The 18,533-nt window shown below is 69.9% G+C and carries 19 protein-coding genes; 12 read left to right on the top strand and 7 right to left on the bottom strand.

The window, feature by feature from the left end; all coding sequences use genetic code 11:
* The first annotated feature begins 15 nt into the window (after positions 1-15).
* The 8 genes from AC5L3X_RS01215 to AC5L3X_RS01180 all read left to right on the top strand — a co-directional run bounded on the left by AC5L3X_RS01215 (position 16) and on the right by AC5L3X_RS01180 (position 7,267).
* Positions 16-972: a substrate-binding domain-containing protein gene (locus AC5L3X_RS01215; RefSeq protein WP_494854479.1), complete on the top strand. Its 957-nt coding sequence runs from the start codon at positions 16-18 to the stop codon at positions 970-972.
* Complete coding sequence (locus tag AC5L3X_RS01210; RefSeq protein ID WP_494854477.1) at positions 972-2,465, top strand: sugar ABC transporter ATP-binding protein; 1,494 nt, start codon at positions 972-974, stop codon at positions 2,463-2,465. The genes AC5L3X_RS01215 and AC5L3X_RS01210 overlap by 1 nt, the downstream gene beginning before the upstream one ends.
* Positions 2,466-2,526: 61 nt before the next feature.
* Complete coding sequence (locus tag AC5L3X_RS01205) at positions 2,527-3,498, top strand: sugar-binding transcriptional regulator (protein WP_494854476.1); 972 nt, start codon at positions 2,527-2,529, stop codon at positions 3,496-3,498.
* 101 nt (positions 3,499-3,599) lie between these two features.
* A complete protein-coding gene (locus tag AC5L3X_RS01200; protein ID WP_225261923.1) occupies positions 3,600-4,583 on the top strand; it encodes a thiamine pyrophosphate-dependent dehydrogenase E1 component subunit alpha in 984 nt (327 codons plus the stop codon).
* A complete protein-coding gene (locus AC5L3X_RS01195) occupies positions 4,580-5,587 on the top strand; it encodes an alpha-ketoacid dehydrogenase subunit beta (protein WP_189122007.1) in 1,008 nt (335 codons plus the stop codon). The genes AC5L3X_RS01200 and AC5L3X_RS01195 overlap by 4 nt, the downstream gene beginning before the upstream one ends.
* A 33-nt stretch (positions 5,588-5,620) precedes the next feature.
* The gene (locus AC5L3X_RS01190; protein ID WP_189122006.1) at positions 5,621-5,860 is read left to right on the top strand and encodes a biotin/lipoyl-containing protein; all 240 of its coding nucleotides are present in this window, start codon (positions 5,621-5,623) and stop codon (positions 5,858-5,860) included.
* 4 nt (positions 5,861-5,864) lie between these two features.
* Positions 5,865-6,536 (top strand): dihydrolipoamide acetyltransferase family protein, encoded by a 672-nt coding sequence (locus tag AC5L3X_RS01185; RefSeq protein WP_494854474.1) that lies wholly within the window; start codon positions 5,865-5,867, stop codon positions 6,534-6,536.
* A 5-nt stretch (positions 6,537-6,541) separates the two neighbouring features.
* Complete coding sequence (locus AC5L3X_RS01180; RefSeq protein ID WP_494854947.1) at positions 6,542-7,267, top strand: lipoyl protein ligase domain-containing protein; 726 nt, start codon at positions 6,542-6,544, stop codon at positions 7,265-7,267.
* Here the strand turns inward: AC5L3X_RS01180 and AC5L3X_RS01175 are convergent.
* Both AC5L3X_RS01175 and AC5L3X_RS01170 read right to left on the bottom strand, forming a co-directional pair.
* Positions 7,264-7,575, bottom strand: a complete 312-nt coding sequence (locus AC5L3X_RS01175) for a DUF3817 domain-containing protein (RefSeq protein WP_494854472.1) — start codon at positions 7,573-7,575, stop codon at positions 7,264-7,266. The two genes, AC5L3X_RS01180 and AC5L3X_RS01175, sit on opposite strands and share 4 nt — an antisense overlap.
* Before the next feature lie 158 nt (positions 7,576-7,733).
* Positions 7,734-8,714, bottom strand: a complete 981-nt coding sequence (locus AC5L3X_RS01170) for an acyl-CoA desaturase (RefSeq protein WP_494854471.1) — start codon at positions 8,712-8,714, stop codon at positions 7,734-7,736.
* Positions 8,715-8,935: 221 nt separating this feature from the next.
* On the opposite strand from AC5L3X_RS01170, the gene AC5L3X_RS01165 reads away from it, so the two are divergent.
* From AC5L3X_RS01165 to AC5L3X_RS01150, 4 genes are all read left to right on the top strand, one after another.
* On the top strand, positions 8,936-10,243 hold the full coding sequence (locus AC5L3X_RS01165; protein ID WP_494854470.1) for a cytochrome P450: 1,308 nt from the start codon (positions 8,936-8,938) through the stop codon (positions 10,241-10,243).
* A gap of 2 nt (positions 10,244-10,245) precedes the next feature.
* Positions 10,246-11,832 carry a peroxidase family protein gene (locus AC5L3X_RS01160; protein WP_494854468.1) on the top strand — a complete coding sequence of 529 codons (1,587 nt, stop codon included), beginning with the start codon at positions 10,246-10,248 and terminating at the stop codon, positions 11,830-11,832.
* A complete protein-coding gene (locus tag AC5L3X_RS01155) occupies positions 11,829-13,976 on the top strand; it encodes an alpha/beta hydrolase family protein (RefSeq protein ID WP_494854466.1) in 2,148 nt (715 codons plus the stop codon). Before AC5L3X_RS01160 ends, AC5L3X_RS01155 begins: the two co-directional genes overlap by 4 nt.
* Before the next feature lie 119 nt (positions 13,977-14,095).
* Positions 14,096-14,338, top strand: a complete 243-nt coding sequence (locus AC5L3X_RS01150; protein ID WP_494854464.1) for a hypothetical protein — start codon at positions 14,096-14,098, stop codon at positions 14,336-14,338.
* Positions 14,339-14,475: 137 nt separating this feature from the next.
* Here AC5L3X_RS01150 and AC5L3X_RS01145 read toward each other — a convergent pair whose 3' ends face one another.
* The 5 genes from AC5L3X_RS01145 to AC5L3X_RS01125 all read right to left on the bottom strand — a co-directional run bounded on the left by AC5L3X_RS01145 (position 14,476) and on the right by AC5L3X_RS01125 (position 18,479).
* Entirely contained in the window at positions 14,476-14,802 is a 327-nt protein-coding gene (locus AC5L3X_RS01145; protein ID WP_494854463.1) for a DUF1048 domain-containing protein, read from the bottom strand.
* 1 nt (position 14,803) lies between these two features.
* Entirely contained in the window at positions 14,804-15,160 is a 357-nt protein-coding gene (locus tag AC5L3X_RS01140) for a DUF1048 domain-containing protein (RefSeq protein ID WP_494854461.1), read from the bottom strand.
* Positions 15,157-15,480 (bottom strand): PadR family transcriptional regulator, encoded by a 324-nt coding sequence (locus AC5L3X_RS01135; protein ID WP_494854460.1) that lies wholly within the window; start codon positions 15,478-15,480, stop codon positions 15,157-15,159. Before AC5L3X_RS01135 ends, AC5L3X_RS01140 begins: the two co-directional genes overlap by 4 nt.
* A gap of 141 nt (positions 15,481-15,621) precedes the next feature.
* Positions 15,622-16,062, bottom strand: coding sequence for a VOC family protein (locus tag AC5L3X_RS01130; protein ID WP_494854459.1), 441 nt, complete (start codon positions 16,060-16,062; stop codon positions 15,622-15,624).
* Positions 16,063-16,199: 137 nt separating this feature from the next.
* On the bottom strand, positions 16,200-18,479 hold the full coding sequence (locus AC5L3X_RS01125) for a catalase (RefSeq protein ID WP_494854458.1): 2,280 nt from the start codon (positions 18,477-18,479) through the stop codon (positions 16,200-16,202).
* Between the last annotated feature and the right edge of the window lie 54 nt (positions 18,480-18,533).

Genomic DNA, 18,533 nt, shown 5'->3' with positions numbered 1-18,533 from the left:
AGAGGAACCCCCCGCATGTACAAAGCACGCAGGCCCGTCAAGCTGTTCGTCGGGCTGATGACCGCCGCCCTGCTGTCCACGACGCTCGGCGCGTGCGCGTCGAGCACCAGCGCCGAAGAGGGCGAGATCACGATCGGTCTCGCGGTGCCCAACCAGCAGTCCCCCTTCTACGTGGCGATCCGCAAGTGGGTCGAGGACGAGGCCAAGCGCGAGAACGCGAAGGTCCTGATCGCGGACGCCAAGAACGACGCCGACGACCAGGTCAGCCAGGTCCAGGACTTCATCACCCGGGGAGTAGACGGCCTCATCTACATCCCGGCGGGCGCCGCCGCGGCGACGGTTCCGGTGCGTGCCGCGAAGTCGGCCGGCATCCCGGTCGTCACGGTCGACCGCAACCCCAAGGACGCCCCCGGCGACACGTTCATCGCCACCGACAGCGTCGCCGCCGCGCAGGAACTCGGCGAGTGGGTCGTGAAGAACGCCGAGGACAAGAGCAACCTCGCGATCATCCAGGGGCAGCTCGGCACCACGCCCGAGGAGGCGCGTGACGAGGGGTTCAAGAAGGGCATCGAGGGCAGCAAGATCAAGGAAGTCGCCCGGCAGGCTTCCAAGGCGTGGCTTCAGGACGAGGGCTACCAGATCACCACGGACCTCCTCCAGGCGCACCCGAACATCGACATCATCTTCGGACGGGCCGACGGGCTCGCGCTCGGCGCGGCCCAGGCCGCGCGCAACGCGGGCAGCAAGGACATGCTCGTCGTCGGATTCGACGGTGACCCCTCGGGCCTGGAGGCGGTGAAGAGCGGTCTGCTCGCCGCGACCGTCACCCAGCAGACGACGGCCATGGGCAAGCTCGCCGTCCAGTCGGCGCTCAAGCTGATCAAGAAGGAGCAGGTGCCCGCTGAGCAACTGCAGAAGGGCATCCTGACGACCAGCGAGAACGTCGATGAGTACATGGCGAACCACCCGTGATGAACGAGCCCGCTCCGAGCCCGATTCTGACGGTTCGCGGCATCTCGAAGTCGTACCCGGGCACCACCGCGCTGAATGGAATCGACCTGGAGGCGCGGCCGGGTGAGGTGATCGCCCTTCTTGGCGAGAACGGCGCCGGAAAATCCACCCTGTCCGGTATCATCGCCGGTGCGATTCAGCCCACCACGGGCACCATGACCTGGCAAGGCCGACCGTATTCACCCGCGACGCCGCGCGATTCGATCATGCGGGGCATCGGCATGATTCATCAGGAGATGCGGCTGCTCCCCGACCTGACCGTGGCCGAGAACGTCGCGGTCGGCCGGTGGCCCACCCGGGCCGGGTTCCTCAGCGCGAAGACGATGCTCCGGCAGGCAAGGGAGCAGCTGCGCAAGGTCGGGTTCACCGGCCGGATGAATCAGCCGGTCCGCGAGTTGAGCGTCGCGGGCCAGCAGCAGGTCGAGATCGCCAAGGCGCTCATGCTCGACGCCTCGCTGCTCATCCTCGACGAGCCGACCGCCGCACTCGGCGAGACGGAGACGACCGCGCTGTTCGAGTGCATTCGCTCGCTCAAGGAGCAGGGTGTCTCGTTCATCTACGTCAGTCACCGGCTCGCGGAGATCGCGCAGATCGCCGACCGCATCGTCGTGCTCCGCGACGGAGAGAAGGTCGCGGAGCACGACAGCGGGGAGATCGCCCCTGACGTGCTGGTGCGGGAGATGGTCGGACGCAGCGTCGACCGGCTCTTTCCGGACTTCGACGCCCCGCGCGAGGAGGTCGTTCTGTCGGTCGAAGGCATCTCCGACCGGGCCGGCCGCTTCGATGACATCTCACTCACCGTACGTGCCGGAGAGGTCTTCGGCATCGCGGGCATCGTCGGCGCCGGACGCACCGAACTGGTGCGGTCCATCGCCTCTCTGGAGCCCCTCCGCCGCGGCGAGATCAAGGTCGACGGTGTGCCGCTCGCGCCGAACGATCCCATCGCGGCCAAGGCGGCGGGAGTCGTCCTCATTCCCGAAGATCGCAAGCGGCAGGGCGTCATCCTCTCCGACACCATCGAGGACAACATCGCGCTGCCGAACCTCGCCGCCATAACCCGGTGGGGCTTCGTCACCCCTTCGAACGTCACCAGATTCGCCCGGAAGGCCGCGGAGCGGTTCGGCGTCAAGGGCGGCGTCGGTGACCCGGTGGCGACCCTGTCCGGCGGCAACCAGCAGAAAGTCGTCCTTTCCAAGTGGCTCTCGTCGGATCCGAAGGTCATCATCCTCGACGAGCCGACCCGGGGCATCGACGTCGGCGCGCGAGCGTCGATCTACGAGGTCATCGCCGAGCTCGCGCGGCAGGGCAAGGCGATCATCGTGGTCTCCTCCGACCTGGAAGAGGTGCTCGGTCTTGCCCATCGGGTCATGGTTCTGGCCCAGGGACGGAATCAAGGGATCATGGAGGCGGCCGACGCGACCGCCGACCGCGTCATGGCGTACGCCACCCAGTGAACATGTGCCACCGCGGACCTGAGCGATCAGCGACAACGACGGTTCAGAAAGGAGAAGCCACGTGATTGGGAGAACAGGCACCGAGAGTCGCGATTCCGTGACCATGATCGTGCAGGTCGCGCGGATGTACCACGAGCAGAACATGACGCAGCCGGCGATCGCCGAGCAGCTGCGCATCTCTCAGTCGCGGGTGTCGCGGTGGCTCAAGCAGGCGGTGGAGATGGGGATCGTCCGCACGGTGGTGTTGCCGCCCGAGGGGGTCTATCCGGAGCTGGAGGAGCAGCTCGTCCGGAAGTACGGGCTGCGGCAGGCACTCGTCGTCGAGAGCAGCGGCGACGAACGCTCCACCATGTGGGCGCTGGGCGCGGCGGCGGCGACCTATCTTGAGGCGACGCTCACGAACGGCGCGCGGGTCGGGTTCTCCTCCTGGTCGGAGACCCTGCTGGCGACCGTCGACTCGATGGTGCCCCTCAAGCGTCGGCGTGCCGAGTCGATCGTGCAGATCATGGGCGGAGTGGGACAGCCGGCGGCACAGCTCAAGGCGACAGAGCTCACGTTTCGGCTGGCCCGCATCGTGGGCGGCACCCCGATGTTCCTGCCCACGCCGGGCATCGTCGCGACGCCGTCCGCGCGTGAGGCCCTTTTCCAGGACCCGAACGTCGTCGAGACGGCGGCGGCCTGGGAAAGTCTCACCGATGTTCTCGTCGGCATCGGCAGCGTCACGCCGTCGCCACTGCTCCAGGTCTCCGGCAACGCCGTGTCAGAGGCGCAGATGCGGACGTTGCGCGAGCTCGGCGCGGTGGGCGACGTGGCGATGCGGTTCTTCGACGCCGGTGGCCGGCCGATCGACACCGAGTTCAACGACCTGGTGGTGGGCATCGGGGTCGAGGCGCTGTTGAAGACACCGCGACGCGTGGGCATCGCCGGTGGCGCGCGCAAGTTCGAGGCCATCCGCGGAGCCCTTCGCGGGGGGTGGGTCGACGTCATCGTCACCGACCTGGTGAACGCGCAGGCGCTGGCCGCCGACAACTGACCGGAAGAACCGGCGCAGAACCCGAAAGGTGCTGCCCGGCCCTCCGTCGCTATCATTGAGAATAATCATTCGTGTTTGAATATATATGCAAGGGAGGATTTGTGCGAACCGACATACCCACGTCCACGCTGCTGGAGATGCAGCGGCGGATGACGCGCATCCGGCGCTTCGAGGAGCGCGCGGCGAAGATGGTCAAACGCGGCCTGATCCCTGGAACCGTGCACACGAGCATCGGCCAGGAGGCTCAGGTCGTCGGCTCCTGCATGGCGCTCGATGACGACGACTACATGACGGGCAACCATCGCAGCCACGGCCACCCCATCGGCAAGGGCTCGCCGCTCGGCCCGCTGATGGCCGAGCTCGTCGGCAAGGCCACCGGAGTCTGCCGGGGCAAGGGCGGGTCGCTGCACCTGGCCGACTTCTCGGTCGGCAGCCTGGGCGAGTCGGGCATCGTCGGCTCCTCCATCCCGATCGCGACCGGCTCCGCGTTCGCGTCGAAGCTCCTCGGCCGCCCGCGGGTCTCCCTCGCGTTCTTCGGCGACGGCGCCGCCAACCAGGGAGTGCTCTACGAGGCCATGAACATGGCGGGCGTCTGGAAGCTGCCGGCCATCTTCCTGTGTGAGAACAACCAGTACGCGCTCAGCACGCCGGCGCACACCGTGACCTCCGGCAACATCTTCGAGCGCGCGGCCGGGTTCGACATCCCCGGCGTCCGGGTCGACGACGGCCAGGACGTGATCGCGGTGTACGACGCGGTGAAGACCGCGGCCGACCGCGCCAGGGCGGGCGAGGGCCCGAGCCTGGTGGAGGTCATGACCTACCGCTTCAACGAGCACTCCGAGGGCCTGCGCATCGACAACTACCGCGACAAAGAGCAGATCAGTGAGTGGCTCAGCCGTGATCCGCTGGATCGCCTCGCCGGGCACCTGCGCGACCGCGGCATCACCGACGAGCAGCTCAAGCAGCTCGACGCGGAAGTCATGGAAGAGGTCGATCGCGCGGTCGAGTTCGCGAACGAGAGTCCCTATCCCGAGCCGTCCGTCGCATTCGAGGACCTGTACACCGACGAGGTGACCGCCGTATGAGCATCATGAGCTATCTCGGAGCCATCGGCGCCGCGCAGCGCGAGGCGATGGAGGCCGACGAGCGCGTCGTCATCGTGGGCGAGGACGTCGAGGCCAACGTCTACGGCACGACGGGCGGCGGAAAGTCCCGAAGCAGCGAAGGCGACTTCCTGCAGATGTTCGGCCGCAACCGCATCAGGAACACGCCGATCTCCGAGGAAGGGATCGTGGGCATCGCGGCCGGCGCCGCGATGACCGGGCTGCGTCCCATCGTCGACCTGTCCTATTCGAGCTTTCTATACATGGCGATGGACCAGTTCGTCAATCAGGTCGCCAAGAACCGCTACATGTTCGGCGGCCAGGCGTCCATGCCCGTGGTCTTCCGCTCGGCGATGTTCTACGGCCTCAACACGGGCGCGCATCACTCGGACCGGCCGTACCCGATGTTCATGAACGTACCCGGGCTGAAGATCATCGCTCCCGCGTCACCCGAGGATGCCAAGGGGTTGCTCCGCGCCGCCATCGATTCCGATGACCCGGTGCTGGCGTTCGAGGCCGTGAAGCTGTGGGGGCTGAAGGGCGAGGTCGGCGACGAGCCCTTCCGCATCCCGTTGGGAGTCGCGCGGACGGTGAAGGAGGGAACCGACGTCACCCTCGTCGCGATCTCCGGTTCCGTGCCCGACGCGTGCGCGGCCGCCGACCGCCTTGGGGAGGAAGGCGTGTCGGTCGAGGTCATCGACCCGCGCACGCTCGTGCCCCTGGACACGGCCGCGATCCTCACCTCGGTCGCGAAGACCGGGCGGCTCGTCGTCGTCGAGCCGGCCCACCGTACCTGCGGCGCCGCGGCCGAGATCTCGGCCCTCGTCGCGGAGGAGGTGTTCGACGCGCTCAAGGCCCCCATCGTGCGGCTCACCGCGCCGGACATGCAGATCCCGTTCAGCCCCAGCCTCGAGCAGCAGATGTACCCCACCCGCGACGGCATCGCCGCCGCGCTCCGGCGGGTGACCGGTCTCAAGCCGGCCTAACGATAAATCGGATATACAGGAAAGGAACTGACAATGAGGGTTGAAGTCCTCCTCCCGCAATGGGGAATGGGCATGAGCGAGGGCACGATCTCCACCTGGCTCAAGAAGGTCGGCGAGCGGGTCGTCGAGGACGAGCCGCTCGTCGATGTCGAGGCCGAGAAGGTCGAGGAGACCGTGGAGGCTCCGGCGACCGGCACTCTCACCGAGATCCTGGCGACCGAGGGAGAGACCGTGGACGTTCGCGCGGTCATCGCCGTCATCGAGACGGACTAGCGCGATGACCGTGGACGGGAGCGGCCCCGCCGTTCGCGACGTGGTGCCGCTGACCGGCATCAGGCGGACCGCCGCGCGCAGGATGATCAAGGCGTGGGAAGCGCCGGCCTTCACTCTGACGATCACCGTGGACATGTCGGCCGCGCTCGCCGCGAAGCGGCGCGCCGCCGGGGCGACCGTGACCGACAGACTGATCGAGTGCTGCGCGCGAGCACTGGTGGAGCACCCGCAGCTCAACGCGTGGTACGACGAGTTGACGGTCACGCGGTTCGACGAGGTCAACATCGGTGTGGCGGTCGCGACCGACGCGGGCCTCATGGTCCCCGTCGTCCAGGGCGCCGACCGGCTCGCGCTGCCGGAGATCAGGGCCGCCCGCCGTGATCTCGTCTCCCGGGCGCGGGAGGGCCGGCTCGGCAGGGCCGACGTGACGGGCGGCACCTTCACGATCTCCAACCTCGGCATGCAGGGCGTCGATCGGTTCACCGCGATCCTCAACGTGCCGCAGGTGGCGATCCTGGCGATCGGCGCGACCACCGAGCGGTACGTCCGCCGTGACGGGGTGGCGGAGTGGGTCCCCCAGGCCGACTTCACGCTCACCTGCGATCACCGTGCGGTCGACGGCGCGACGGGCGCCGCGTTCCTCGCCGAGTTGCGCGCCCTGATCGAGACGCCTTGATCCCCATGCTCCCCGCCGATCGGACCGGCCCCCCGGAGGGAGACCCGTTTCGGCATGTCGCGGGTCTCCTGCTGAAGCTATCGCGAGAAGAGCGGGCATCCCCCATCCTGCATGTCCGTCGGTTGCCGCCGGTCGTCGCCTTCAGCCGCCGCGACACGAGGAACCCCCGATTCGAGTCCGCCGCCGCGGCGGTCGCGGCACATGGCTTCGCCGCCCACGTTCGCCCGGTCGGGGGATCGGCCGCCCCTCTGCATGAGGGCAGCCTGGTGCTCGATCACTACGGCGTCGACCCGGTCGGCGTCGTGTCCCCGCACCACCGCTTCACCGCGGTCGCGGAGGCGCTGCGCGCCGCCCTGGCCTCCCTCGGCCTGGACGCCCGCGTCGGTCCCGTGCCACGGGAATACTGTCCGGGCGACCACAGCGTCAACGCCCGGGGCCGAGTCAAGATCGCCGGCATCGCCCAGCGCATCCGGGGGCGTTCCTGGCTGGTCAGCTCCGTCGTACAGGTCAACGGCGGCGCCGCCCTGCGCGACGTGGCCCGGTCCTGTTACGACGCGCTGGACCTCGAACTGGACCCCTCGACGATCGGCACGGTCGAGGAGGAGACGGGCATCTTCCAGCCACATATCGTCGCCGACGCGATCACCACGGCGTACGTCACGCACGGACTCGTACGCTCCGGCGACATCCTCGACACCACCACCCCGGCCCCCGCGGGAGCCCGCGGCTAGCCGGCGGCCGGTGCCGGGTGCGGACGGCGGGCCGCTCGCGCCGCCATCCGCCGTTCGAACCACAGCGAGGTGAACGGCGGGACCGCGCACGCCAGGCCCAGCAGCACCGTGCCCCGGCTCCAGCCCGCCTCTCGGGCCGCGAGGATCACTCCGGCCGCGTACAGCACGAACAGCGCCCCGTGGATCGGCCCGAACACCTTCACCCCGAGATCCCCGGTCGCGGTCACGTACTTGAAGAACATCCCGATCAGCAGTCCCGCCCATGAGCAGGCCTCGGCCACCGCCACGGCTCGGAACCAGCGCAGCATGTCTCTCCCTTTCACCCGGACACCGGCGCATACTCTACAGCCTGTAGAGGAAGGTGGTCGCTGCGGCTCCGGCGCCCGGGACAGTGATCGGAGAGACGGGTCAGCCGCGCCGGTCGGCCCGGTCAGCCCGGTCAGGCCGGTCAGGCCGGTCGGCCCGGTCAGCCCCGTCGGTCGGGTCGGTCGGGTCGCGCCGGGCGCGCCGGGTCGGTCCGGCGCGCGGCCAGGCGGTCGGGGGACGGCCAGTGCACGTCGTGCGCCCAGCCCGCCCGCTCGAACCAGCGGATCAGCCGGGCGCTCGGATCGAGCTGACCCCTGAGCACCCCGTGCCGGGCGCAGGTGGGTTCGACGTGATGCCAGTTGTGCCAGCCCTCACCGAGCGTCAGCAGCGCCACCCACCGTACGTTCGACGAGCGGTCCCTGGTCCGGAACGGACGGTCGCCGAAAGTGTGCGCGACGGAGTTGACCGACCAGGTGACGTGGTGCACCAGGGCGTAGCGGACCAGCCCGCCCCAGAAGAAGGCGGTCCACGCGCCCGTCCAGGACATCGACCACAGCCCGCCCACCACGGCGGGCAGCGCGAACGACAGCGCCGCGACGGCTGGGTAGGCGGCGTCGAACCGGCGCACGTCCGGATCGGCCAGCAGGTCGGGCACCCAGTGCCGTGGGCTGGAACGCCGGCGCGCCGTGAAGAACCAGCCGACGTGGGCGTGCGTCATGCCGCGCAGCAGGGCCAGGCCGTCGTCGCCGTAGCGCCATGGTGAGTGCGGGTCGCCTTCGCGGTCGGCGTACTTGTGGTGGCGGCGGTGCTCGGCCGTCCACAGGGTGACCGGCCCCTCGACCGCCATGCCGCCGGCCAGCATGAGCGCGATGCGCAGCGGCCTGGCGCACTTGAAGGCCCGATGGGTGAAGAGCCGGTGATAGCCGATGGCGATCCCGAAGATGCTGATCAGGTACATCACGACCGCGATGACCACGTCGCGCGGGCCGATGCCCCAGCCCCAGGCGGCGGGCACGGCCAGGGCCGGCAGCAGCGCCGGGAGCACCACGAGGACGACCAGGTAGACGGTCCGGCGGCCGGTGGTGACCGGCACCGTCTCCGCCGTGCCCGAACCCGGCTGCGGGATGGAGGACGAGTTCACGCTTGCTCCCGTGATCGGCGAGGACGATACGGCTCCTCATTCAACGGTCGTCCGCCGGGATCACGGCAATGGCCGCCGAGTGATGAAGTCGTCACTCAGAGGAAGCAAAACACTCCATACGGTAGCCATCAGGGAAGGGGGTTTCGGCCGCCTAGATTGTGGTGGCCACACAACGTGATGATCTCTGTTCGATCCGACGTCACAACGGAAGGGGCCACGGCATGGGCGCTGTCGATCAGGCAACCACGGGCAGCCATCTGGAGAGATACGACGAGGCACTGGCCCGCGACCCGATGTCCGCGTTCGGCCTCGTCCGCGAGTGGATGCGCACCGACTGGCGCGCCCTGTTCGCCGAGCTGCGCGAGCGACGCCCGGTCTTCGTCACCCCCGCCTTCACGGTCGTGACCCGCTTCGCCGACGTCACCGAAGTGCTGTCCCGCGAGGAGGTCTTCTCGGTCCGGATCTTCGGCCCGCGGCTCGACGCCGCGCTCGGCGGCCCGTTCATGCTGGGCCGCGACGCCACCCCGACGAACTGGCGGGACAAGGGCCTGATGAGGGTCATGCTCGACCCGCGCGACACGGCCGGTGCCCGCGAGCTGGCGGGTCGCATCGCGGACGAGCTGCTCGACGCCGCCCTGCCGTACGGCCGCGTCGACGCGGTCCAGGCGCTGTTCCGTCCCGTCGCCCTGGGCGTGTCCGCCGGCTATTTCGGCTTCCCCGGCCCGGACCAGCAGACCCTGTCGCGGTGGACCCGGGCCATCGTCACCGACGGGTTCGCCAACTTCCTGGGCGACCCGGAGATCCAGGCCGCGTCGATCCGCGCGGGCGCGGAGATGATCGACTATCTGCGCGGCCGGCTCGCCGAGCACAGGGCCGCGTTGCAGGCGGGGCTCGACCTGCCCGACGACATCTTCACCCGGCTCGCCCGCACCACCCTGCCGTCGGAGATCGGCCTCGACGACGAGCGCATCCTGATCAATATGGCCGGCCTGCCCCTCGGGTTCGTGGAGAGCGGGCCCGGAGCCATGGTCGAGGCCGTCGAGCAGCTCCTTCTGCGTCCCCAGGTGCTCGCGGAGGCCGTCAAGGCGGCCGCCGACCCCGACCCGGGCCGCTTCGACCGCTACGTCTGGGAGGCGCTGCGGTTCAACCCGTTCTTCAAGCTGCTTCCCCGGCTGTGCGAGCGCGACTACGTGCTGGCCGCCGGCACCCCGCGCAGCACCCTGATCCCCGCCGGCACGGTCGTGCTCGCGGCTCCGGCCTCGGCCATGTTCGACGCGGACGTGGTGACGGAGCCCGACGAGTTCCGCCTCGACCGGCCGGGTCACCACCAGCTGTTCTTCGGCTACGGCCATCACGCCTGCCTCGGCGTGCATCCCGCCAGGGCCGTCGTCTGCGAGGCGGTGCGCCGCCTGCTGTTGCGCCCCGGCGTGCGCCTGCTGCCGCCGCCGGAAGGCCGGATCGCCCGCTCCCAAGGGATCTTCCCCGACCGGTTCCTCCTCGGACTCGGCGCCGACGGCCAGGAGGGATGAGCATGGCGGCAGGCAGGACGACGGCACGCGGCATCGCCACCGACGGAGCGGCCAACCGGCTCAGGTTTCTGGCTCTGACCAGCGGCCGGCCGTTCTGGGAGCTCGTACAGACCGTCCAGCCGCTACGGTCGCGGCTCAACGCCTCGTTGATCGACCACGCGATCCGCGAGATGCCGCCCCGGCCGGAGCCGCTGAGCACGATGGCCGACTACACGTCGTGGGTCTCGCTGACCGACCGCTCCTACAGCGGCAGGCACCTGCCCCCGTTCGCGGGGGACGAGAGCGGGCGGCCCAGCCCCCAGCGCGCCGCCGACCTCTTCACCCGTGGCGACACCATGATCCCCTGCCCGCGCTCGACGGTGCTGTTCGCCTACTTCGCCCAGTGGTTCACCGACGGCTTCCTGCGCGGCGACGTCAACATCCCGCGCGACCCGCGCCGTAACACCTCCAACCACCACATCGACCTCAACCAGGTCTACGGCCTCCACGCGGAGATGACGGCCGCGCTGCGCACGTTCGACGGCGGGCTGCTCAAGAGCCAGCTCATCAACGGCGGGGAGTTCCCGCCCTACCTGTGCGCGAACGGCAAGGTCAAACCGGAGTTCGCGCCGCTGAGCGTCATCCGCTTCGCGGAGATGACCGACGAGCAGCGTGACACGCTGTTCGCGACCGGGAGCGACCGGGGCAACATCCAGATCGGCTTCACCATGCTGACGGTGTTGTTCCTGCGCGAGCACAACCGGGTGGCCCGCCTGCTGGCCGCCTGCCATCCGGGCTGGGACGACGAGCGGCTCTTCCAGACCGCGCGCAACATCCTCATCGTGCTGCTGATCAAGCTGGTGGTCGAGGAGTACATCAACCACATCACCCCCTACCACTTCCGCTTCACCCTGGACTCGGGGCTGTCGTCGATGCTGGCCCGTGCGCCCTGGCACCGCGAGAACTGGGCCTCGGTGGAGTTCAACCTCGTCTACCGCTGGCACAGCCTGATCCCTTCCTGGCTGTCCGTGGGCGAACGCGAGCTGCCGATGGAGCAGACTCTGGTCGCCGGCGCGCTGATGCCCGAGCCCGGTCTCGGCCGGCTGTTCGATGACGCCTCCCGCCAGCGCGCCGGCCGCATCGGCCTGTTCAACACCGATCCCGTCCTGCGGGAGGTCGACGTGGCCAGCATCGCCGACTCGCGCGCGCTCAGCCTGGCCCCCTACAACAGCTACCGCGAGCACTGCCGCTTCCCCCGCATTCGCCGCTTCGAGCATGTCTCCGGCGACGAACGGGTCAGCGGCGCGCTGCGCGAGCTCTACCGCGGCGTCGACGACCTCGATCTGTACGTCGGCTTGTTCGCCGAGGAACCCGGCGCGCCCGACGCCATCCTGCCGCCGCTCCTCACGAAGATCATCGCCATCGACGCCTTCTCCCAGGCGCTGACCAACCCGCTCCTGTCCCCACGGGTGTTCAACGCCGAGACGTTCTCCGCGCACGGCCTGCGGATCATCGCGACCACGAAAACCCTGTCCGACGTGCTACGCCGCAACGTCCCGGAGGATCCGCGCCCCCACTTCGTCAGCATGTCCCGACGGGCCGAGCGGTGAGCGGGGAGACCGGCCCGGCCGCCGGGTCGCTGCGCGCCGCGGCCCGCGAGCTGGTCGACATCGGGGTCATGATCCGTGAGGCGTCGGTCCACGCCACCGCCGCGCTCACGGACGGCGCCCTGCTCCGCGCCCTGCCGCACGCCCCCTCGGCGGCCTGTTCGGCCCACCGCTCGTTGCTGCGCTCCCTGGCCAACGGCGACGGCCTCGGATACGCGCTCGCCGGCGGCCGGTTGGGCGCGCTGGCGGCGGCCTTCGGCGCCATGGCGGGCACGGAGAGCCTGGCGGTGCGCGTGCTGGCCACCTCGCTGCGGCTGCGGATCGCCGCAGTGGCCGTCGACCACCCCGAGCTGACCGGCGACCCCATGCTCGGCCGGCTCATCGAGGCGGTCGCGGCCGACCGCGACCTGGCGGCCTTCCGCGCGCTGCGCGCCCTGCTCAAGGATCGGGGCGCGGTGCGCGCGCTCAGCGAGCTCGCCCCGGTCTTCGGCGAGGTCCTCGCGCTGCGGGCGCTGCTGGACGAGAACCCACTCAACGACGACGCCGCCTGGCTGATCGCCACCGGCGGGGGCTATGCCACCGCCGACCCGATCACCGGCCTGAGCAACCGGGCCATCGCCGTCCTCGACACGGGGGAGGGAGCCGCCCGCCGCGTCGACCTGACCGACGCCGAGTCCGCGCGGCTCTGCTCGCGGGGGTCGCTGCTCGGGTTCCTGCGCAACGTCAGCGCGGTGGGCACGACGGGGCGGGTGCTCATCCAGAGCGTCGAGGGCCCCGACGGGGTGGTGCGCCACATCGTCCAGGCCCCCGGCATGCGGGCGGGACGGCCCGACCTCGACTCGCCCCAGGACCTGCTCGGCGCCTTCAGCAGCGCCGTGCTGGACAGCAGCCCCTACAGTCGCGCGCTGGCCGAGGCCGTGGCCGACTACGGCCTGCCCCAGGGGGCCGAGCTGGCGCTCATCGGGCACAGCGCGGGTGGCGCGGCCATCATGAACCTGGCCCAGGATCCGGAGTTCTGCGCCCGTCACACCGTCACGCACGCCGTGGCGGTCGGCTCGCCCATCGACTTCAAAAGACCAGCCGACCCCCGCACCTGGGTCGCCAGCGTCACCAACCAGCACGACATCATCCCCACCCTCGACGGGCAGGGCGCGGGCGGCTGCTTCGACCTGCATCCCGGCTGGTACGTGGTCGACTACTTCGACTCCACCCACCTCTTCCCGCTCTGCCACAGCATCGACCACTACATCGCCAACATCGCCGACGACCTGATCGAGGCCCGTGGCCGGATCGACGGGCAGCTCGCGCCCTACCACGGGCCGGTCGTCCGCTCACAGGCGTACCTCCTGTTCGACCGCGCGCCCGACCCCGAGGGGTTCCCCTTCCTCACCGTGCCCACCTACCCGGTGGACGGCCCGGAGGGCCCCGTCGAGCTGCCGATCAGGTGTCACGACGGCAGCGCGCTCACGGCGTACTTCGCCGCGGATCCGGGTGCGGCGGCGGAGCTGCTGGCCGGCACCGGGTTCGGCCCCGCCGTGCGGCTCGCGGGCCGTGCCCTCGTCGCCCTGTACGCGTCCTGGAACCGGCGCACCAGCGTGGGCGGCTACCGCGAGCTCCACCTGGGGATCGTCGTACCCGGCCCGTGGCCGACACGGTCGTCACGCGTCTGGCCCGACCTGCTGCGCGGCGCCGACCGGCGGCGCTCGGGCAGCTACCTGGCCGGCTCGGTGGTCGACGCCGCCGCCGTCTCGGCCGTGGCGCCACGGTTGTGGGGTGGCGAGCCGTACCTCGCGCCTCTGGAGTTCGAGCTCACCAACAGGTCCGCGCGCGTCACCGCCGGCGCGGCCGACGACCGGGTGCTGACTCTGCGCGGCCACCTCGGCCCCGGGCTGCCCGCGAGCGACCCCGACCTGGTCGGCTACACGTGCGAGGCGGGCACGACGCTGCGCTCCTGCCTGCGGACCCGCGGCCTGGGTCGTCTCCATCCCGTGCCACGGCTGCGGCTGGCCGTGGCGCCACGGTCGGCTCACCCGCTGGCCCGCCGGCTTCGCGACCTGGGTCTCGACGGCGCCCGTCCGCTGCTCTGCCTGTCGTCCGGTGCCCGCCAGACGCTCCGGCCCGCCGCCACTCCGATGCCGCTCCTGTGACCGGAATGCCGTTGTCAGCCGAGCCCGGCGGCCGTCGTCCTGCCGCTCACTGACCGGAGGTGCCATGTCAGGCGACCTGGCGACTGCCGCCCGGTTCTGATCTTCTGACCGGAGGACCCATGTCAGACGAAGCCGCGGCGATCGCCGCCCATGCCGTGGTGCTGCAGTCCGACGCCCGGACGCTCGCCGAGTGCGTCGAACGCCTGCGGGAGATCGAGGCCGGGCTGGAGGCCGGTGGTGTCGCGCCACCATGGCTGCGTGAGGCGGTGACCGCACACCTCGGCGCCTGCCAGGCGGCCGCGGCCGATCTGAGCGTGGCCGCCGCGCACCTGCACCGTTACGCCGAGCGGGCACGCTCGTGAGCCTGCCAGCCGCACCGCTCGTGGCGGGCGCCTCCTGACGAGCCCTCCGCCAGGCCCGCTGCGCCCACAGCGGCGGTGATCCGGCCTGACGAAGGCACGCTCGGCGGCATGAGCAGCGTCCGCCGGCGCCTTTGGTGCTACTTCCCGGCCGTGCCGGGTTCGCCACGGATGGACTCCTGATAGAGGTCCGCGTAGGTGCGTGAGTCCTTGACCAGGTCGTCGCAGAAGGCAGCGACGTCGTTGCCGATGAGCTCCAGGACTCCCTTGCCGGCCGCGACGCCCTCCTCGAAGAAATCGAGGATCCCTGAGAGCAGGGACCCGTCAGCCAACCCGACCGGCCCGACCTTGAAGAAATACCTCTGCATCTCCTTGTAGACGATCTGGTAATCCGGCGGGAGCGCCTTGACCCGCGCCATGTGCGCCCGCCACTGCTTCTTGCCCTCGATGATGTCCTGGACGCCCACGTCAGCCTCCTAGCCGGCCCAGTTTCCTTGCGACGTTCCTGTTCAGCTGCTCGCGCCACCGGTCGCGATAGGTCCGGGCCCCTTCTCCGCCGGCCAACGCCGCGCAGAAGCCCTCGATGTCGTCACCCAGCACCTCGTGAATGCTCTGCCCATCGGACGCCGTCTCTTCGAGCAGCCCCAGAGCACCGTCGAGAATCGGCATCAGGTTGCGGCCAGTGAAGTCCCCGTAGACAAAAAGGTGACCCTTGATCTTCTCCCACGCCGCCCGGTGGTCGGCCGGCAATGTCGCGGCCCGGGCTTCGAACGTCTTCCATTCCCTGGTGAGATCGCTGCCGGTAATGGTCTCCCAGAAGTTCATCGCATCTCCTTGAGGCTGTCGATCCGTGATGAGACGTACTCCCATTTCGCCCAGAACGTCGCGAGTTCTTCGCGCCCCGCGTCATTGAGCGCGTAGAACTTGCGCGGCGGGCCCAGCCCGGACGGTCGTTTGGTCACCTGGACAAGCCTCTTCTTCTCAAGTCGCAGCAGGATGGTGTAAACCGTCCCCTCGATGACATCAGTGAAGCCGAGTTCGTTCAGCCGACGTGTGATGGCGTATCCGTAGGTCTCCTCGGTGCCGATGATTTCAAGCACGCACCCCTCAAGCGTGCCCTTGAGCATCTCCGTCAGGTCGTCCACCCGGTCCTCCTGCATCAGTACTCTGTGGCACCGAGTACCACTATACGGTATCACGGAGTAGTGAAGGGGGGGGGCCCAGCAAGCGAGCGAGGCTGTTGCGGCGGGCCGGCTTGCTCAGCGCAGAGAAGCAACCTCGGTCCTTCAGGGCTGACACGCTGCCGATTCCGTCTCTTTGTCGGGGCCGAGGAACTCCAGCCGGTTCTCGTGACAGTCGAAGGCGTAGAAGCGACGGTGACCGGGGAAGTCGTCGTCCCAGGTGACCTTGACCCCCTGGCCGGTCAGGCGTTCGGCGAGCGCGTCGAGGTCGGCCACGAGGATGCCGGGGTGGGCCTTGCGCGCCGGGCGGAAGTCCTCTTCAACGCCCAGGTGGATCTCCAGGCCGTCGGCGCGTACCCACAGGCCGCCTCGGGCGGCGAGCACCGGCGGCTTCTGGATCTCTGTCATGCCGAGCACGTCCACGTAGAAGTGGCGGCACACGTCCTCCTCGCCCGGCGGCAGGGCGAGCTGTACGTGGTGCAGGCCGAGGCCGAAGGCGGAGGTGATCGCGGTGGTCTCGTAGGGCTGGGACTGCTGGTCGTCCATGCTGAAAGGCCTTTCGTCGGTCGCTTCGCCGGTGATCGCATTGCTGATCTCGTCGGAGCCTTCATGGTGAGGTATGCCGGCCTTGGACACACGAGAGCCCTCCCGCCGGCAGCGGCGGGAGAGCTCGGGTGCGTACGTCAGGACAGGGCGGGTGCGCTGGGGAAGCGGTTCCAGACCCGGTGTTCGGTCAGCAGCTGGACGATCTCCCGCAGTGCCGTCTGGGCGTCCGGGGCGACGAGGACACCGGGCGCCTGGGTGGGCACCCCGGCCAGTTCGAGCACCCCGGAGACGTCGCCCCATCCGCCGACCGGCTTGGCGTGCCGGTAGGCCTCGGAGAGCATGAGCAGCACGCGCGGGTCGACCACGGTCTCGGTGATCGTGGCCGTGCCGGCCTTGGCGTCGCGCGCGCCGTACGCGTCCAGGCCGGGAGCCGGCGCGCCGGCCAGGAGCAGCGCGTCGAACTCCACCGATCGCGCGGTGGCGAACGTGCGCTGCACGGTGACGGGCTCGTCGCCGTCGGCCGCGAGCGTGCCGCCGGTCGGCGCGATGACCAGCGGGACCATGCCGGCGTCCAGCACTTCCTGGCGGAGGGCGCTGACGGCCCGCAGGTCGCCGTCGCCGTCGGCGATGATGCCGACGATCCGGCCGGTGACCGGCCAGGTGTCGCCCACCTGGGACAGCGCGGGGCTGGGCCGCGGGTTCGGCAGCGGCTGCGACGGCTCGGGGGCGGGCAGGCCCAGCCCCTGGGCGACCTGCTCGCACAGGTGCGGGTCGATCTCGGCGAGCACCCGCAGGTTGCGCTCCTTGATGGCCTGCTCGTAGACCTTGCCCAGCTCGAAGGTGTAGGCGGCGATGACGTGCTCCCGCTCGACCGGCGACAGGCTCAGCCAGAACAGCCGCGGCTGGGTGAAGTGGTCGGCGAAGGAGGCCGGGGCCTCCCGCACCTTGGGCGCCGCGGCCACCTCGACCGGCACCTCGACGTACGCGCCGTTCTGCGCGCCCGCGACGAAGGGGCACCCGCCGTCCAGCGAGTTGGGCCGGTACGGCGCCACGCCCTGGTGCACCGCCGTCTGGTGCATGCCGTCACGCAGCATGTCGTTGACGGGCGCGTGGGTGCGGTTGATCGGGATCTGGGCGAAGTTGGGCCCGCCCAGCCGGGTGAGCTGCGTGTCGAGGTAGGAGAAGAGCCGCCCGGCGAGCAGCGGGTCGTCGGTGATGTCGATGCCGGGCACCAGGTGGCCGGGATGGAAGGCGACCTGCTCGGTCTCGGCGAAGAAGTTGGACGGGTTGGCGTTGAGTGTGAGCAGGCCGATCGGCTGGACGGGCGCCAGCTCCTCCGGCACGATCTTCGTCGGGTCCAGCAGGTCGATGCCCTCGAAGGTCTGCTCGGGCGTGTCGGGGAAGGTCTGGATGCCCAGCTCCCACTGCGGATACGCGCCCGCCTCGATCGCGTCGGCCAGGTCACGCCGGTGGAAGTCCGGGTCCATGCCGTTGATCAGCTGGGCCTCCTCCCAGGTCAGAGAGTGCACACCGGCCTTGGGCTTCCAGTGGAACTTCACCAGGGTGGTCGCCCCCGCCGCGTCCACCAGGCGGAAGGTGTGAACGCCGAAGCCCTCCATGGTGCGGAACGAGCGCGGGATGCCGCGGTCGGACATGTTCCACAGCGTGTGGTGGGTCGCCTCGGTGTGCAGGGAGACGAAGTCCCAGAAGGTGTCGTGGGCGCTCTGCGCCTGCGGGATCTCCCGGTCCGGGTGCGGTTTGGCGGCGTGGATGATGTCGGGGAACTTGATCGCGTCCTGGATGAAGAACACCGGGATGTTGTTGCCGACCAGGTCCCAGACGCCTTCGGTGGTGTAGAACTTCGTGGCGAAGCCGCGGGTGTCGCGTACGGTGTCGGCCGAGCCGCGTGAGCCGAGCACGGTGGAGAAGCGCACGAAGACCGGGGTCTCGACGTCCTTGGCGAACAGGGCGGCCTTGGTGACGGTCGTGGCCGTGCCGTAGGACTTGAACACGCCGTGGGCGGCGGCTCCCCGGGCGTGCACGACGCGCTCGGGGATGCGCTCGTGGTCGAAGTGCATGATCTTCTCGCGCAGGTGGTGGTCCTGCAGGAGCACGGGCCCTCGGGGCCCCGCCTTGAGCGAGTGGTCGGTGTCCCGCAGCCGCAGGCCCTGGGCGGTCGTCAGGTAGGCGCCGCCCTGCGCGAGGTCCGAGGGTGGCACGTCCAGGGGCTGGCCGGTGGGGGAGTAGGGCTCCGGCCCGCGCTGGTCGGGCTTGGGTGGCAACGGCTCCCTGGGCTCGGTCGGCTCCTCCATGGCCGGGGGCCGGCTGTTCGGCGCGCCTGGGATCTCGGGGCCGTCGCCGGTCACCGCGTCGATGACCTTGTCGACCGCTGCCTTCACCGGATGGGACTCTTTCATGATCTCTCCTGGAGCGATTATGAAGATCGACTTTGTGGGCGCTGTGGTGGGGGG

This window comes from Nonomuraea sp. CX421 (assembly GCF_059358955.1).
Note: the sequence above shows the minus strand (reverse complement) of the source record. Positions and strands in the feature narration are given on the sequence as shown.

Coding starts and splice junctions, on each gene's coding strand:
- AC5L3X_RS01140 (WP_494854461.1), bottom strand. CDS start 15,160: ATGAACTTCTGGGAGACCATTACCGGCAGCGATCTCACCAGGGAATGG.
- AC5L3X_RS01195 (WP_189122007.1), top strand. CDS start 4,580: ATGAGCATCATGAGCTATCTCGGAGCCATCGGCGCCGCGCAGCGCGAG.
- AC5L3X_RS01210 (WP_494854477.1), top strand. CDS start 972: ATGAACGAGCCCGCTCCGAGCCCGATTCTGACGGTTCGCGGCATCTCG.
- AC5L3X_RS01175 (WP_494854472.1), bottom strand. CDS start 7,575: ATGCTGCGCTGGTTCCGAGCCGTGGCGGTGGCCGAGGCCTGCTCATGG.
- AC5L3X_RS01150 (WP_494854464.1), top strand. CDS start 14,096: ATGTCAGACGAAGCCGCGGCGATCGCCGCCCATGCCGTGGTGCTGCAG.
- AC5L3X_RS01190 (WP_189122006.1), top strand. CDS start 5,621: ATGAGGGTTGAAGTCCTCCTCCCGCAATGGGGAATGGGCATGAGCGAG.
- AC5L3X_RS01160 (WP_494854468.1), top strand. CDS start 10,246: ATGGCGGCAGGCAGGACGACGGCACGCGGCATCGCCACCGACGGAGCG.
- AC5L3X_RS01185 (WP_494854474.1), top strand. CDS start 5,865: ATGACCGTGGACGGGAGCGGCCCCGCCGTTCGCGACGTGGTGCCGCTG.
- AC5L3X_RS01180 (WP_494854947.1), top strand. CDS start 6,542: ATGCTCCCCGCCGATCGGACCGGCCCCCCGGAGGGAGACCCGTTTCGG.
- AC5L3X_RS01130 (WP_494854459.1), bottom strand. CDS start 16,062: ATGGACGACCAGCAGTCCCAGCCCTACGAGACCACCGCGATCACCTCC.
- AC5L3X_RS01215 (WP_494854479.1), top strand. CDS start 16: ATGTACAAAGCACGCAGGCCCGTCAAGCTGTTCGTCGGGCTGATGACC.
- AC5L3X_RS01165 (WP_494854470.1), top strand. CDS start 8,936: ATGGGCGCTGTCGATCAGGCAACCACGGGCAGCCATCTGGAGAGATAC.
- AC5L3X_RS01125 (WP_494854458.1), bottom strand. CDS start 18,479: ATGAAAGAGTCCCATCCGGTGAAGGCAGCGGTCGACAAGGTCATCGAC.